This is a genomic window from Thalassospira sp., assembly GCF_040218635.1.
In the GTDB taxonomy this organism is placed as follows: domain Bacteria; phylum Pseudomonadota; class Alphaproteobacteria; order Rhodospirillales; family Thalassospiraceae; genus Thalassospira.
In genome coordinates this window covers 202,252-217,794 of sequence record NZ_JAVJRB010000012.1, presented here as the reverse complement: position 1 = coordinate 217,794, position 15,543 = coordinate 202,252, and the positions used below count along the sequence as shown (strand labels likewise).

General features: G+C 52.6%; 16 protein-coding genes. 9 read left to right on the top strand and 7 right to left on the bottom strand.

The genetic code is table 11. From position 1 onward, the window contains the following. Nucleotides 1–2: 2 nt before the first annotated feature. From RIC05_RS14905 to rsmA, 4 genes are read left to right on the top strand one after another with little or no spacing between them, the layout of a single operon-like run. Nucleotides 3–2,189, top strand: a complete 2,187-nt coding sequence (locus tag RIC05_RS14905) for an LPS-assembly protein LptD (RefSeq protein WP_350045486.1) — start codon at nt 3–5, stop codon at nt 2,187–2,189. Nucleotides 2,190–2,196: 7 nt separating this feature from the next. Beyond that, nucleotides 2,197–3,477, top strand: a complete 1,281-nt coding sequence (locus RIC05_RS14900; RefSeq protein WP_350045485.1) for a peptidylprolyl isomerase — start codon at nt 2,197–2,199, stop codon at nt 3,475–3,477. A 26-nt stretch (nt 3,478–3,503) separates the two neighbouring features. Next, complete coding sequence (gene pdxA / locus RIC05_RS14895) at nt 3,504–4,520, top strand: 4-hydroxythreonine-4-phosphate dehydrogenase PdxA (protein WP_350045484.1); 1,017 nt, start codon at nt 3,504–3,506, stop codon at nt 4,518–4,520. A gap of 6 nt (nt 4,521–4,526) precedes the next feature. After that, nucleotides 4,527–5,396 carry a 16S rRNA (adenine(1518)-N(6)/adenine(1519)-N(6))-dimethyltransferase RsmA gene (rsmA, locus tag RIC05_RS14890; RefSeq protein WP_350045483.1) on the top strand — a complete coding sequence of 290 codons (870 nt, stop codon included), beginning with the start codon at nt 4,527–4,529 and terminating at the stop codon, nt 5,394–5,396. Nucleotides 5,397–5,419: 23 nt separating this feature from the next. On the opposite strand, the gene gmk is transcribed toward rsmA, so the two are convergent. Beyond that, the gene (gene gmk, locus RIC05_RS14885) at nt 5,420–6,052 is read right to left on the bottom strand and encodes a guanylate kinase (RefSeq protein ID WP_350042217.1); all 633 of its coding nucleotides are present in this window, start codon (nt 6,050–6,052) and stop codon (nt 5,420–5,422) included. A gap of 22 nt (nt 6,053–6,074) precedes the next feature. After that, nucleotides 6,075–6,959: a YicC/YloC family endoribonuclease gene (locus RIC05_RS14880; protein WP_350045482.1), complete on the bottom strand. Its 885-nt coding sequence runs from the start codon at nt 6,957–6,959 to the stop codon at nt 6,075–6,077. Nucleotides 6,960–7,153: 194 nt separating this feature from the next. Between RIC05_RS14880 and RIC05_RS14875 the strand changes: the two genes are divergently transcribed. Then, complete coding sequence (locus RIC05_RS14875; RefSeq protein WP_350045481.1) at nt 7,154–7,945, top strand: SDR family NAD(P)-dependent oxidoreductase; 792 nt, start codon at nt 7,154–7,156, stop codon at nt 7,943–7,945. A 111-nt stretch (nt 7,946–8,056) separates the two neighbouring features. On the opposite strand, the gene mltG is transcribed toward RIC05_RS14875, so the two are convergent. The 5 genes from mltG to fabD all read right to left on the bottom strand — a co-directional run bounded on the left by mltG (nt 8,057) and on the right by fabD (nt 12,546). Continuing rightward, nucleotides 8,057–9,031: an endolytic transglycosylase MltG gene (gene mltG, locus RIC05_RS14870; RefSeq protein WP_350045480.1), complete on the bottom strand. Its 975-nt coding sequence runs from the start codon at nt 9,029–9,031 to the stop codon at nt 8,057–8,059. A gap of 33 nt (nt 9,032–9,064) precedes the next feature. After that, nucleotides 9,065–10,324, bottom strand: coding sequence for a beta-ketoacyl-ACP synthase II (gene fabF / locus RIC05_RS14865; protein ID WP_350042213.1), 1,260 nt, complete (start codon nt 10,322–10,324; stop codon nt 9,065–9,067). A gap of 87 nt (nt 10,325–10,411) precedes the next feature. Then, the gene (locus RIC05_RS14860; RefSeq protein WP_007090351.1) at nt 10,412–10,648 is read right to left on the bottom strand and encodes an acyl carrier protein; all 237 of its coding nucleotides are present in this window, start codon (nt 10,646–10,648) and stop codon (nt 10,412–10,414) included. Nucleotides 10,649–10,819: 171 nt separating this feature from the next. Further along, complete coding sequence (fabG, locus tag RIC05_RS14855; RefSeq protein WP_350042212.1) at nt 10,820–11,560, bottom strand: 3-oxoacyl-[acyl-carrier-protein] reductase; 741 nt, start codon at nt 11,558–11,560, stop codon at nt 10,820–10,822. 44 nt (nt 11,561–11,604) lie between these two features. Continuing rightward, nucleotides 11,605–12,546, bottom strand: coding sequence for an ACP S-malonyltransferase (fabD, locus tag RIC05_RS14850; RefSeq protein WP_350045479.1), 942 nt, complete (start codon nt 12,544–12,546; stop codon nt 11,605–11,607). Between the two features lie 697 nt (nt 12,547–13,243). Between fabD and rpsF the strand changes: the two genes are divergently transcribed. Genes rpsF through rplI form a run of 4 tightly spaced genes read left to right on the top strand, consistent with a single transcriptional unit; the run spans nt 13,244 to nt 15,474 of the window. Beyond that, on the top strand, nt 13,244–13,621 hold the full coding sequence (rpsF, locus tag RIC05_RS14845; RefSeq protein WP_350042210.1) for a 30S ribosomal protein S6: 378 nt from the start codon (nt 13,244–13,246) through the stop codon (nt 13,619–13,621). A 22-nt stretch (nt 13,622–13,643) separates the two neighbouring features. Beyond that, nucleotides 13,644–13,877, top strand: coding sequence for a 30S ribosomal protein S18 (gene rpsR, locus RIC05_RS14840; RefSeq protein WP_007090355.1), 234 nt, complete (start codon nt 13,644–13,646; stop codon nt 13,875–13,877). A gap of 47 nt (nt 13,878–13,924) precedes the next feature. Beyond that, the gene (locus tag RIC05_RS14835) at nt 13,925–14,863 is read left to right on the top strand and encodes a DUF2232 domain-containing protein (RefSeq protein ID WP_350042209.1); all 939 of its coding nucleotides are present in this window, start codon (nt 13,925–13,927) and stop codon (nt 14,861–14,863) included. Next, nucleotides 14,863–15,474 carry a 50S ribosomal protein L9 gene (gene rplI, locus RIC05_RS14830; RefSeq protein ID WP_350042208.1) on the top strand — a complete coding sequence of 204 codons (612 nt, stop codon included), beginning with the start codon at nt 14,863–14,865 and terminating at the stop codon, nt 15,472–15,474. Before RIC05_RS14835 ends, rplI begins: the two co-directional genes overlap by 1 nt. The last annotated feature ends 69 nt before the right edge of the window (nt 15,475–15,543 follow it).

Here is a 15,543-nt window from a genome sequence, read left to right as displayed (position 1 = left end):
ATATGGCCATGGCGGGGGGAATGATCAAAAGACTGGCAACCAGTACCATACTGGGCTGCGGTGTATTCTTCGTTGGTAGCATTGCTGGCATGTTCCCAGCACACGCGCAAACAGCGGCGACGGAGCCACAAAGTCAGGAATCACCGGCCATCCTGTTTAGTGCTGATGAGGTTGACTATAACCGCGAGCTGCAAACCGTAACCGCGCGCGGAAATGTCGAAATTTCTCGCGAAGGTCGTATTCTTCTGGCCGATACGGTCAATTATGATCGTTCACAAGATGTCCTGACCGCCTCAGGCAATGTCAGCATCACAGAACCGTCCGGCGAAGTAACCTTTGCCAGCTATGTCGAGATTAGCGGGGATTTCAAGAACGGGATCGTCAAGGACATCTACGTTCTTTTAGATGAAAATACCCGAATTGCCGGCTCAGGTGCGCGCCGTAGTCAGGGTAATTTCACAGAGATTGCAAAAGCTGTCTATTCCCCATGCAAGGTGTGCGCTGACGAAGAAGACAGCACACCACTTTGGAGAATTCGGGCTGCGCGCGTTTTGCACGATGCCAACAGCAAAACGGTTGAATATAAAGACGCTAGACTTGAAGTTGCCGGTGTTCCAGTTCTGTATACGCCATATTTTCAACATCCTGATCCCACCGTCAAACGGCAATCTGGTCTTCTGGCCCCTTCTTTCGGCAGCACGAGCTATGTCGGCTCCTATTTCAGTCAACCGTACTATTGGGCGATTGATAACAGCAAAGATATGACCTTCACTCCAACCTATACAGTGGACGAAGGCCCCGTACTCGCCACTGAATACCGCCAACGTTTTGATAGTGGTGAGATGGAGCTCTATGGCAGTACGACCCGCGACAGCGATGATCGTTGGCAAGGTCATATCGACGCAGAAGGACGCTTTGACATTGATCCTACTTGGCGCTGGGGCTTTGATGCCGAACAGGCAAGTCAGAAAACTTATCTCTCCCGATATGGATTTGGGTCGCCTTCGGTTTTAACTTCCAACCTGTTTACTGAAGGTTTTAGAGATTCCAGTTATACGAGGATGGACGGTTACTATTTTCAGGGCCTGAAGTCTGAAGATGACCGGGATACGACGCCCATTGTTTTGCCTCATATGCAGTTCCACGGGCAAACCGAGCCTGCGAAATATGGTAGCTTCACAACTCTTGATCTCGACGGACTGTCACTCACCCGAGAAGATGGTGCAGATTCCCATCGCGTTTCTGCCAAGGCAGGTTGGGCCTTGCCTTATGTCGGATCAATGGGGGATGTGACCAAACTTAGCCTGTCCGTTCGAAGTGACAACTACATGGTGTCAGACGTCGAGCGTGACGGCAAGAGTGACTATAGTGGATATACAGGACGCATTCTGCCTTTGGCTGCCATCGACTGGCAAATGCCCTTCGTAAGTGACCAAGGTAAATATCATCAGGTGATAACGCCGATAGCCATGGCCGCATGGTCACCAAATGGCGGAAACCCGGACGAGATATCAAACGAAGATTCCCAATCCTTTGAATTTGATGACATCAACCTATTCTCACATGATCGTTTCGGTGGGATAGACCGTGCAGAAGATGGTTTCAGGACCAGCTATGGACTTGAGTGGGGCATTTACGGCCCAGAGGGCGGTTATACCAGCGCGATGTTTGGGCAGAGCTACCGGGCAAACGCAAATGACACCTTTGCCGACGGATCTGGTTTGGATGAACATTTGTCAGACTATGTCGGTCGCGTGACGGTTTCTCCCAGTCGATATCTTGATCTGACCTATCGCTATCGTCTGGACAATGAAAACCTTTCAGCCCGACGCAATCAAGTCGCCGCAAGTGTTGGATCAATCGATACCTTGCGTGTGAACACGACATATGTTCACTTCACCGATGACGCAGGCAGCGAGGAATTCAATGAACGCGAAGAGTTTTACTTCCGTGCCGACCGCCAATTCAGCGATTTCTGGTCAGGGATGGCCTATAGCCGCTACGATGTAGATCAAGGTGATCCGTTGGAATATGGCGTTGGTTTTATCTATGAAGACGAATGCTTCATATTTGATGGCCGCATCCGCCGTACATTCTATCAGGATCAGGATCTGGGCGAATCTGATGAGTTTCTGTTCCGCTTGGTATTCAAGACATTGGGCGAATTCGCGTCCTCAGCCGGATTGTAAGAAAAAGATGATTTCCAAACTTTCGATTCCAAAAATCACAAATGTCTGCCTCTTGCTGGCTGTTATTGTCCTGATGTCATTTCGTGCACCGGCATATGCACAGTCGCCCGTCGGTGTCGCTGCTGTTGTGAATGACGAGCCAATCTCAATCATCGATCTGGTTGAGCGCATCAAGCTGATCGCCGTGTCGTCAAACATTCAAATGACACCGCAAAAAAGCAATGAGATGGCGCCGCAGGTATTGCAGCAACTGATCAATGAAACCTTGCAGATGCAGGAAGCAGAGCGCCGTGGGCTTGAAGTTATTGACGAAGATATTGCGCGTGGGAAATCTATCATTGAACAGAATGCCGGTCTTCCGACTGATTCATTAGACCGTTTCCTTGAACAACGCCAAATTGCGCCTGGCACGATTGAAAACCAGATCAAACCACAGGTCGCCTGGCAAAAACTTCTTGGCTCCATGCGCAATGAAGTTCAGATTTCCGATGCCGAGATTGATGACAACCTGCAACGGATCGTCAACAACCAAGGCAAACCACGTAATCGGGTTCAGGAAATCTTCCTTCCGGTCGACAATCCGCAAGACAGTACCCGTGTCTATCAAAGTGCGCTGGAAATTCTCAACGTCTTGAAACAGGGTGCCGAGTTTAGCGGCCTCGCGCGTCAGTTTTCGGCAAGTGCGAGTGCGGCCAATGGCGGTGACCTTGGATGGCTGTATTCAGGCGAACTGGCAAGCGAGTTACAACAAGCCGTCAACCAACTTGAACCAGACCAGATTAGCGAACCTGTTCAAACCATTCGTGGCTATTACATCATAAAGCTTCTCGATCGCCGCGTTGGCGATGCAAATGTCGTAACCGATGTTCGGCTGGATCTTTACCAGCTATTTGTCCCGCTGACATCCGACATGCCCAAAGACCAGATTGATGCGAAACTTGCCATGCTTAACAACACGCAAGAAACGGCTAACAGCTGTGAAGCACTGGCGAATGTTGCTGTTGACCTTGGTTCCGAGCTGAGCGGTGAAATGAAAGGCATTTCCCCGACAGAGCTTTCCGGCCCCATCAGTCAGGCGGTTAGCAATCTTGAACCGCAAAAGCCGTCCAACATCATTCGTGTCGATGGCGGGGCACTTTTGGTCATGATTTGCAACAAAACGGAAGAAAGCAACCTGCCCAGCCGCAACGAAGTTGAAAACCGCCTGCGTATGGAACGGCTTGATATTCTCGCACGCCGGAAACTTCGTGAACTGCGCCGACAGGCCTTTATCGATATCCGTATGTGATCGATCCGACCAGAAACGGAGCCAAGATGACTAAGATCGCACCAATCGCCCTGACAGTTGGTGAGCCCGGTGGTATCGGACCAGAGCTTACTCTCAAGGCTTGGTTGCAGCGGGAAAATGCGGGCATAGAACCATTTTGCCTTCTTTCTCCGCTCAATATTGTTGAGAACGCAATACAACAGGCTGGAACAAATGTTCCTTTCAAACTCGTCTCAGACATCGCTGAAACACGCGATGTATTTGCCGATGCCCTGCCGGTTCTTGCGATTGAGAATGCGGACGCGATAGCCGTTTCTGGTGTCGCTTCGGCGAAAACGGCCAACATTGTCATTAACAGCATCACTAAAGCCGTAGCACATACACGTGACGGTGCGGCAAGCGCCGTTGTCACCAATCCCATTCAGAAAAGTGCGCTTTACGAAGCGGGGTTCAAACATCCCGGTCATACAGAATTTCTGGCAGAGTTAGCCGGCCCCGGAACAATCCCGGTGATGATGCTGGCCAATTCAAAACTGCGTGTCGTGCCGCTTACGATCCATATTGCGCTGTCTGATGTCCCCAAGCAGCTTACTGCTGAATTGATCATTAAGCGCTGCCAGATCACCGCATCTGCTCTAAAGCGGGATTTCGGCATCGAACATCCACGTTTGGCAATTTCCGGATTAAACCCGCATGCGGGTGAAGATGGCGCCATGGGATGCGAAGAACAAACGATCATGGCACCTGCCATTCAAGCCTTACGTGATCTTGGCATTGATGTCATTGGTCCGCTTCCGGCCGATACCATGTTCCATGAAGAAGCCAGGGCGAACTACGATGTCGCATTGTGCCCCTATCACGATCAGGCCCTGATCCCGGTCAAGACGCTTGATTTTCATGGGGGTGTCAATATCACATTGGGATTGCCATTTATCAGAACATCACCGGATCACGGTACGGCATTGAACATTGCGGGCAAAGGCATCGCCCGTCCTGATAGCCTTATCGCGGCCCTTAAAATGGCTGCAGAGATGGCGACAAAACGCCTTTCGACAGGAGCCTGACCTAACGTGTCAGAAGACAACAGCACAACCGGCACCCTCGCCAATGATGGCCTTCCGCCCCTTCGCGAGGTGATTGCGACCCATAACCTGTCGGCACAAAAGAAATTTGGCCAGAACTTTCTGTTTGATCTGAACCTGACGGGTCGGATTGCCCGTGCTGCTGCGCCGCTTGAAGAAGCGACCGTGATCGAAATTGGCCCCGGCCCCGGCGGCCTGACCCGTGCGTTGCTGTTTAATGGTGCAAAAAACCTGACAGTCATTGAGCGTGACCCACGCTGCCAGCCGGTTCTTGACCAAATCAGCGCCCATTACCCCAATGCACTGCATGTAATTGATGGCGATGCGCTTGACGTCGATGTCACAACCCTTGGCCCGGCACCACGCAAGATTGTCGCCAATCTGCCCTACAATGTCGGAACGCAGCTTTTGATCAATTGGCTGATGCAAATCGATCAGTTTGCCAGCCTGACTTTGATGTTCCAGAAAGAAGTTGCCGAACGGGTTGTCGCCGGACCAAAAAGCAAAGCCTACGGCAGGCTTTCCGTCCTGTGTCAGTATCTATGCGATTGTGACATTCTGTTTGATGTCCACCGCAGCGCCTTTACCCCGCCGCCAAAGGTAACTTCCGCCGTCGTGCAATTGCGCCCCAAGGCAGATCGCGGGGCGGACATCAACCTGACCAGCTTGGCCAAAATCACACAAGCTGCTTTTGGTCAGCGGCGCAAAATGCTTCGTGCCAGTCTAAAAACACTCAATATCAATGTAGGTGAATTGCTCACCACCGCCAGGATTACGGAAACATCCCGTGCCGAAGAACTCAGTGTGGCCGACTTTGTCCGCCTGACACAGGTTCATGACGAAATGGCCGCTTCGTAAAGCGACCATTTTGAATTTCCCGATCAATCAGTCAGAAGCTTTTTGACGAAGCCCGGCAGAACTGATTGCCGTGCGCGCTTCATCCGTTCGGCCCCGATGATATGTTCAACATCGGCAAGGCAGCGTTCCAGATCATCATTGATCAAAACGTAATCGAATTCTTCCCAATGGCTGATTTCCGCACCGGCCTTGGCCATGCGTTTCATGATCACACCATCTGCATCCTGCCCACGATCGCGCAAACGCCGTTCAAGTTCCGCCGATGACGGTGGCAAGACAAAGACCGATACAACATCCGCACCGCCCTTTTCGCGCAATTGGCGCGCACCCTGCCAGTCAATGTCAAACAGCACGTCACGCCCCTCGGAAAGGGCCTTTTCGACCGGTGCTATTGGCGTGCCGTAGTAATTGCCAAACACCTCCGCCCATTCAAGCAGCGCATCATTGGCAATCATATGTTTGAAATCATCGACCGATTTAAAGAAGTAATGTGTGCCTTCTTCTTCGCCCGGCCGGGCTTCACGGGTGGTTGCCGACACAGACAATGAAATCCTGTCGTCTTTTTCAAGCAACTGACGGGTAATGGTGGTTTTACCTGCCCCCGATGGGGCACAGAAAACCAGCATAACGCCACGACGATTGTTCTGATCTACCATATCGTGTTCCTTCCCTGCCCGCTTACTCGACGTTCTGTACCTGTTCGCGGAGCTGATCAATGATCACTTTAAGCTCCATCCCGCAATTGGTAAGCTCGACGTCGTTGGCCTTCGAGCACAACGTGTTGGCTTCGCGGTTAAATTCCTGACACAGGAAATCAAGCTTACGCCCAATGGAACCACCTTTGGTCAGCATATCGCGTGCACCGGTGATATGGGCCTTAAGACGGTCAATTTCCTCGCGGATATCCGCTTTGGTTGCAAGTAAGGCTGCTTCCTGATGCAACCGTTCTGGTTCAAATTTGCCCGCATCCATCAGTTCTTCGATTTGGCGTTTCAACCGTTCCTTGATCGCGTCCACGCGCACAGATGCGCAGCTTTCTGCACGGGTAACCGTTGCTTCGATGTTATCAACATGCCCGCGAAGCATCGCATCAAGCTTTTCGCCTTCTTCCGCACGATGCGCAGCCATCTGATCAATTGCATCATTCAGGCTGGCAAGAACCTCTGCATCACGGGCATCCCGCATTGCTTCGTCTTCATGGGTTTCAACAACTTCCAGCACACCGCGGACATTCAACAAATCGGCAATGGTGCCCGCCGACAGGCTGCTGGTATTGTCAAATTCCTCCGCCAGAGAAATCAGATCTGATAGCAATTCCCGGTTCACTTGATAGGCACTGGTATCAGCAGATCGAACAACATTCAGGGTAACCCCGACATTGCCGCGCTTGAACCGTTTAGCAACCGCATCGCGGACTTTGGTTTCAAGTCGCTCAAACCCGCCATTCAGACGCACACGAACATCAAGCCCCTTGCCATTGACGCTGCGCAATTCCCAAGTCCAGCCAAAGCCTTCTGCCGCACCATCGGTGCGGGCAAAGCCGGTCATGCTTGATACGGTCATATTTTCATCCAGTATAATTCATGTTTTCCCGCTTATAACGGTTGGCCCGATGCACGCCAAGGGCCAACACTGGCGAGATCTATGTTATCAACAATATGGTATGTTTTGCCGGTATTTCATAATCCTGCCCCAAAGGTGCAGCATGGTCGGCAAAAATCGATAACGCATATTTTTAAAACCGCATACGAGCAACAATGTCCTTTCAGTATCATGCCGTTTTGATCACCGGTGCCAGTTCCGGTATTGGTGCCGCTCTTGCCCGTCATTTCGCCCGTACAGGCGTCACATTGTTCATCAGTGGCCGCGATCAGACGCGCTTGCGCCTTGTGGAAAATGAATGCCGTGCAGCAGGCGCAAATGTCTTTGCCGATATATTGGACGTAACCAACCGTGAAACCATGACGGCCTATGTCACCCATTGCGACGAGCTTGCCCCGCTAAGCCTCGTGATCGCCAATGCCGGCATTTCAGCAGGCACCGGTGGCAAGGGCGAAAGCCCCGAACAGGTGCGCGATATATTCGCAACCAATGTCGCGGGCGTACTCAACACCATTGACCCGGCAATCGATGCCATGCGCGTGCGCGGGCGGGGACAGGTCGCATTGGTCGCGTCCCAAGCCTCCTGGTGTGGCTTGCCCTCCGCCCCGGCCTATTGCGCCAGCAAAGCAGCTGTACGTGTCTATGGCGAAGGGCTACGTGGGGCACTGGCCCCTTATGGCATCAAGGTCAATGTCATCTGTCCCGGATTCGTCAAAAGCCGCATCACCGATGCCAATGATTTCCCGATGCCCTTTTTCATGCAGGCCGACAAGGCTGCGCGCAAGATCGCAAAGGGGCTTGAGAAAAACAAAGGCATGATCGCCTTCCCGTGGCCGATGAACATGATCATCGGCGCATTAAAGATCACGCCACAATGGGTGCTTGATCTGGCTGCTTCGCGAATTCCCAAGAAAACAGCAGCATCTGAACAAAACTCAGAAAACTGAGGCATCAGCACCACATGACAAAGGCGCCGGTCCAACATTGGACGGCGCCTTTCTTAATTTTCCTATGCCTCGTCGAGCTGTTGATGGAGCACAAAGTATCCAAGCGACCTGTTATTGCCCGTCGCGGATGCGCCGCCATTTGGCGACATTGCGATTATGCTCTTTGAGCGTGCGGGCAAAGGCATGGCCCCCGGTGCCATCGGCGACAAAATACACATCTTCCGTCGGGGCCGGATGAAGCACCGCGTAAAATGCCTCACGCCCGGGATTGGTGATCGGCGACGGTGGCAAACCACGCGTAACATATGTGTTGTAAGGGCTTTCGAACTTAAGGTCTTTACGCGTCAACGCACGATCAAGACGCTTATCCGGGCTGATTGCATAGGCAACCGTCGGATCAGATTGAAGGCGCATATTGGCATTCAATCGATTGACGAACACACCGGCAACGCGCGCACGTTCGGCAGCAACACCTGTTTCACGTTCAACGATGGAGGCCAGAACAAGTGCCTCTTCAATCGTATCAAATGGCAGTCCCTGAGCCCGTCCGGGCCAAAGTTGTTCGACCATGTCGTCATGGGCGGCCCGCATCCGATCAATGATGCTTTGTTTCGTATCGCCATACGAGAATTGATAGGTTTCCGGCAACAGCGTCCCGTCTTGCGGAATTTCGGTGATTTCACCGTCCAAACCATCAACCAGATTGATCCGGTCAATAATTTCGCCGGACCGTAATCCTTCGGGGATGGTGACAAACCGTTTTACGGTATCTCCATTGGCAAGAATTTCGGCCGCCTGTTTGGGACTTACCCGTGCAGGGAAATGATATTCCCCGGCACGAAGCGATCGATCCAGCCCGCCAACGCGAACCCCCGCCAGAAAGATCAGCGGTTCGGTGATGATATGTTCACGGCGGAAAATTTCGGCAATACCACGAACACCGGTCCCTTGCGGGATGATGATATCGCGACCCTGCACCAATTTACTCGGTGAAGTGTATTGCACATAAACATACACCGCCGCCCCACCAACGGTGAGGGCAGCGGTGATGATTAGTAAGCCAAGAACAAGCAGAAAACGCTTCAAGGGAAAACTCCCGGTAAGGTTGGATCTGCTGTTTTAAACGGCCTTGAACACGAGCGACGCGTTGGTGCCGCCAAAACCGAACGAATTCGACAGGGCAACATTGACCTTGCGCTGTTTCGCTTCAAGCGGAACAAGATCCATGCCTTTGCAGGCTTCGGACGGATTGTGCAGGTTCAAGGTCGGTGCTACCACGCCTTCGTGGATCGCAAGGATCGAGAACACAGCTTCAATCGCGCCAGCCGCTCCAAGCAGGTGACCTGTAGCCGATTTCGTCGATGACATCGAAAGTTTCGATGAATGATCCCCAAACAGACGCTTGACCGCACCCAGTTCGATTTCATCACCCAACGGAGTCGACGTACCATGTGCATTCACATAGTCGACATCTTCCGGGTTCACACCGGCATTGCGAAGCGCATTACGCATCGAACGGAAACCACCGTTGCCATCTGCCGCAGGTGCCGTAATGTGATACGCATCACCGGACATGCCATAGCCGCCGACTTCTGCATAAATACGTGCACCACGCGCCTTGGCGTGTTCGTATTCTTCAAGAACGACACAGCCCGCACCTTCGCCCATGACAAAACCGTCACGGCCTTCATCCCAGGGACGGGATGCTTCGGTCGGGGTATCGTTGAATCCCGTGGACAAAGCACGTGCTGCGGCAAAGCCCGCCATGCCAAGACGGCAAACAGCGGCTTCCGCACCACCGGCAACCATCACATCGGCATCGCCAAGCATGATCATGCGTGACGCATCGCCAATGGCGTGTGCACCGGTCGAACATGCTGTCACAACAGCATGGTTCGGGCCTTTAAGTCCGTGTTTGATCGATACCTGGCCAGAGACCAGATTGATCAGGCAAGACGGAATGAAGAATGGGCTGACGCGGCGGGTTTTGCCGTTATTCACCAATTCGGTGGCTTCGGAGATTCTTGGCAAACCACCGATACCCGAACCAATCAGAACACCAGTATTTTCCTGGTCTTCATCTGTTTCAGGTTTCCAACCGGAATCGGCAAGTGCCTGATCGGCAGCTGCAATCCCATAGACGATAAAATCGTCCATCTTTTTCATGTCTTTGATCGAGACATGATCTTCTGGATTGAAAAGTCCGTCACCCTCACCGCGCGGCACGAGGCCTGCGATTTTGGCAGGAATATCCGACACGTCAAACGTGTCGATGCTTTTGATGCCGGATTGGCTGTTCAGCAGTTTCTGCCAAGTATTCTGTGCACCGCTAGCCAGCGGCGTTACAGCACCAAGTCCGGTAACAACTACGCGTCTCATCCCGCATTACGCCTTTATTTTATGAATCCAGCAAAGACGAAAAGGGCGCCTGAGGATGCCCTCGGGCGCCCGTGTCTCACGGCAAGATTAGCCGTTCGCCTTTTCGATGAAGTCGATCGCGTCTTTGACGGTCAGAATTTTTTCAGCCGCGTCATCCGGAATTTCGCAACCGAATTCTTCTTCAAACGCCATAACCAGCTCGACCGTGTCCAGGCTGTCAGCGCCCAGATCGTCAATGAAGCTAGCGTTTTCAGTGACCTTGTCTTCTTCAACACCGAGGTGCTCGACAACGATCTTCTTCACGCGATCTGCGACATCACTCATAGCTCAAATCCTTCAATAGGTTTTCTGTCAGTTAGTGTTTACGTGGTGCCCGTTATCTTCCCCCTATTGAAGGACCTCCCGGGAACCGGAAACCGACAACACACAATTGCCGATTTCAATATTTGGTATAGCGGCCCCTTTTAAACAGAAAAGAAGGCAACCCGCAACGGGTTAAATCATCGCCATTCCGCCGTTCACATGCAAGGTCTGTCCTGTGACATAAGCAGCTTCGTCACTTGCAAGATACAGAACCGCTGCTGCGATCTCTTTGCTGTCGCCCATCCGGCCTGCCGGAATCCCGCCCAAAAGCTTCTCTTTCTGGGCATCTCCAAGCTCTTCGGTCATGGCCGTCGTAATAAAACCAGGTGCGACACAGTTCACTGTAATACCGCGCGCAGCAACTTCCTGTGCGAGCGATTTAGACCAGCCGATCATGCCTGCTTTCGCTGCAGCATAGTTCGCCTGACCCGGATTTCCGGTCACACCAACGATCGAGGTGATATTGATGATACGACCGTGCCGGCGCTTCATCATGCCACGCAGCGAATTACGCGCAAGCTTGAAAGCAGCCGTCAGGTTCACATCAATAACCGCCTGCCAGTCTTCGTCTTTCAAGCGCATTGCCAACTGGTCACGGGTGATGCCCGCATTATTGACCAGAACATCAAGCTGACCGCCAAGTGCTTCTTCAGCAAGCTTGATCAAACCATCAACCGAGGCAGAATCCGAAAGGTTCGCCGGAACAATAACAGCATTTTCGCCAATCTCGGCAGCAACGGCTTCAAGGCGTTCCTGACGGGTCCCCGACAGAGCAACCTTCGCACCGGCCTGCGCCAAAACTTTGGCGATCTCGCCACCGATACCACCGGTGGCACCGGTTACAAGTGCTGTTTTCCCTGCAAGATCAAACATGTATTTCTTTTCCCTTTGGGTTCGTCTTCGTCACAACACTCAATTCAAAGAGTGCCGAGAAATGCTTCGATATCTGCCGGGCTATTGACGGCAACGCCACTAAGATCACGGTCAATACGGCGAACCATACCTGTCAAAACCTTGCCAGTGCCAATCTCGACCAGATCGGTGATGCCCTGTTCTTTCATATAAAGAACCGACTCACGCCAACGCACGGTGCCACAAACCTGCTCCACAAGGAGTTTACGAATGGTTTCCGGATCAATGGTTTTTTCTGCTGTGACATTTGCAACAAGCGGCTTGGCAGGCGCCTTCATCGTCACTTCACCAAGTGCTTCGGCCATACGATCCGCAGCAGGCTGCATCAGTGCGCAATGGAACGGTGCAGATACCGGCAAAAGAACTGCGCGTTTCGCACCCTTTTCCTTGGCAATCTCAATCGCGCGTTCAACAGCCGCTTTGTGGCCGGACACAACAACCTGTCCGCTGGCATTGTCATTTGCCGCCGTACAAACATCGCCTTGCGCTGCTTCTTCGGCAACGGCAACTGCATCGACATAATCAAGCCCAAGAAGAGCCGCCATTGCGCCAACACCAACCGGGACTGCGGCCTGCATGGCCTGACCACGGATTTTCAACAAACGCGCCGCGTCGGCAATGGCAAAAGTACCAGCCGCGGCAAGGGCGGAATATTCGCCAAGCGAATGACCGGCAACCAGATCGCATTTATCGGTCAGGGTAAATCCGCCTTCGTTTTCCAGAACGCGGGTAACCGCAAGACTGACGGCCATCAACGCAGGCTGTGCGTTTTCAGTCAGGGTCAGTTCGTTTTCCGGTCCTTCGAACATCAATGCGCTTAGCTTTTGTGAAAGCGCGTCATCAACTTCCTGGAAAACTTCGCGGGCAATCGGGAATGCATCTGCCAGTTCCTTGCCCATACCAACCGCTTGCGACCCCTGACCGGGGAAAACGAGTGCGCGTGTCATTATATCTATAATACCCTTGTCAGCTTCTACGAAGGCTGTGCCGAAATTCGGCCCCTAAAATTCAAGCCACCCTTGATAACGTGCGCGACCGCACTGTCAAGGAGAGATGGCGTCAATCAGACCGTATTCGGAATTTCGTTGCCTCAAACTTGGCATGTTCAATCCCGATTGCAAGCCACAGGCAACTAAGTCCCCATCTCGCGCTTATGACATAGTTCCCGTGATTTACGAAGAACGAGCTGTTGCGCAGCGCACAAAACAAACACCCCATAAACACCTAAGCCCCGCGCAACCAAAGCCCCACCCTGCCCCACCTTTTGATTTCCTGTGACATCAAATTGCAGGAAACACGGGCACATCCCGCGAAGTCGATCAATTTCAGGATCTTAAACCCTAAGATATAACGACGAGACACGATAAAAACGGCCTTCCCGGCCATCCGCATAACAGTTATCCCAAAACCGCAACGCTGCCCCCCCTTGGGGACCAACTTCGAAAGCATTGCGTTCCTGCCGTTTTTCACAAACACAGTGCGATGTTTCGCAATTGTGGAAAAGGTGCATTTGGCGTTGCACTACTGGGCGAAAAGTGTATATTCCGCGGTCTCACGGCTCCTTGCCGGGATTGCCCGGCTATGCCTGCATGACACGAGGTCATGTTAGGAAGAGATAAGCCACAAGGAGTGATTAGGAGTATTATGAGCAAGTACGAAAGCGTGTTTATCGCACGTCAGGACTTCTCGACCGCACAGGTCGAAAGCCTGAACGAAAAGCTGACCCAGACCATCGAAGGTCTCGGCGGCAAGATTGCCAAAACCGAATATTGGGGCCTGCGTTCCCTGACATACCGTGTCAAAAAGAACCGCAAAGGCCACTATACTCTCTTCCAGATCGAAGCCGACAACGCCACGATCGCGGAATATGAGCGTCTGATGCGCCTGAACGAAGACGTTCTGCGTCAGATGACTGTCAAGGTTGAAGAGTTCGAAGAAGAACAGTCAGCCATTCTGCGTAACCGCGACGAGCGCGGCGCACGTGGCGGTAATCGCCGCGGCGGTCCCCGTCAGCACGGCTAACAGATAGCGAGGAGTATATATCATGGCTGGACGTCGTCTGTTTTTCCGTCGTCGTAAAACCTGCCCGTTCTCGGGTGCGGATGCGCCGAAGATTGACTACAAAGATGTCAAACTGCTGCAGCGTTTCGTTTCCGAACGCGGCAAAATCGTTCCGAGCCGTATCACTGCGGTTTCGGCCAAGAAACAGCGCGAACTGGCGAAAGCCATTAAACGTGCACGTTTCCTGGCGCTGCTGCCGTACTCAGATCAAGTCTGAGGCAGTCGGCAAGAGACCCTTTTGCGGTCTCAGGCCGGGAGTAAATGATGCAACGTGACACCCTAATAGCTATTGGATCAGGACTTGGCAGTGCCGTCCTGTTCCTGTTGGTCTTATCAGGAAATCCTGTTGCTTTGTTGCTCTCATATTTCGGGCATCTGCCGCTTTTCCTTACGGGATTGTGGCAAGGACCCAAACGCCTGCTGGTTGCGGCAGTTGCCGCATGTAGTGCCCTTGTTCTTTTGGGGGGATTACTGCCTTTCACGGTCTTTATGGTCGTGTTTGCCGGACCGGCGATGTTGTTGACCCGCATGGCACTGATCATTCGGAAGGATGCAAATGGCAATATTGCCTTTCTTCCATCCGGAATTGTTGTTGGTGCCATGGCCGTTATGGTCGCGACGGTAATGATCATCATTACCGGAACACTAACGGCGGAAGGTTTGGATCTTCAGGACTTCGTTTCGCAGTTCCTGAACCAGACATACTCGGAAATGGGTGTCCCTGTGACACCTGAAGTTCAGGGTTTGATTGGAATGTTCCAGACGTATTTCCCGGCGATTGCTTCGGTGAGCTGGCTGTTAATGCTGTTCGCCAATGCGGCAATCGCACAGGCAATCTTGGTGCGTGCAGGCAAAAACCTGCGTCCGACACCAAGTATGGCTTCTTTTGCCTTGCCTGGCTGGTCACTGTTTGCGTTCGCCTTGGCCGGGTTTACGGTCGGCTTTGCCGATGGTTCCCTGGCTTATGTGGCGCGAAACGTCGCGGTGGTACTGGCAGTGCCGTTCCTGTTTCAGGGATTGGCGCTGGTACATGGGCAGGCTGCCCGATGGCCGCAAAAACGTATGATACTGACGGTGTTCTACATCGTCGCGGTTCTGTCTAGTTGGTCGTTTATTGCGATCACCGGACTTGGAATTGTTGAGCATTTAATCAGGCTGCGGGGGAAAGAACCGATGACCCGTAGCAATGAGGAGGATCGGTGATGGAAGTTATTCTGCTCCAGCGGGTAGAAAAACTCGGTCAGATGGGTGACGTAGTCTCCGTCAAGCCGGGCCACGCCCGCAACCGCTTGCTGCCGCAGGGCATGGCCCTTCGTGCAACCAAAGCGAATCTTTCCGTGTTTGAAGCACAGAAAGCACAGCTCGAAGCTGACAACCTTGACCGCCGCAAAGAAGCCGAAGCGGTTGCCGTAACGATGAGTGACGTCGCTGTCACCCTCGTTCGCCAGGCATCCGACGTTGGTCATCTTTACGGTTCGGTAACTGCACGCGATATCGCAAATGCAGTAACCGAAGCCGGTTACACTGTTGCACGTACCCAGGTCGTTCTTGATCAGCCGATCAAAACCCTTGGTCTGCACCAGGTTAAAATCAGCCTGCACCCGGAAGTTGCTATTGAAGTGACTGCCAACGTTGCACGTTCCGAAGAAGATGCCGCTGAACAGCTCCGTAAAGGTTCTGCTGTTCTTGGCACCATCGAGGAAATGGAAGCTGAAGAAGAAGAAGCTCTGGAAGCTGCTGAAGAACTCTTCGAAGAAGAAGTTCCGGCAGAAGCTTCTGCAGATGCTCCGAACGAAGAAGATTCCAAAGCATAATTTGCTTGGTTCTTCTAAGATCATTTGGGAAACGGCATGTCCGCAAGGACGTGCCGTTTTCTTTTTGTC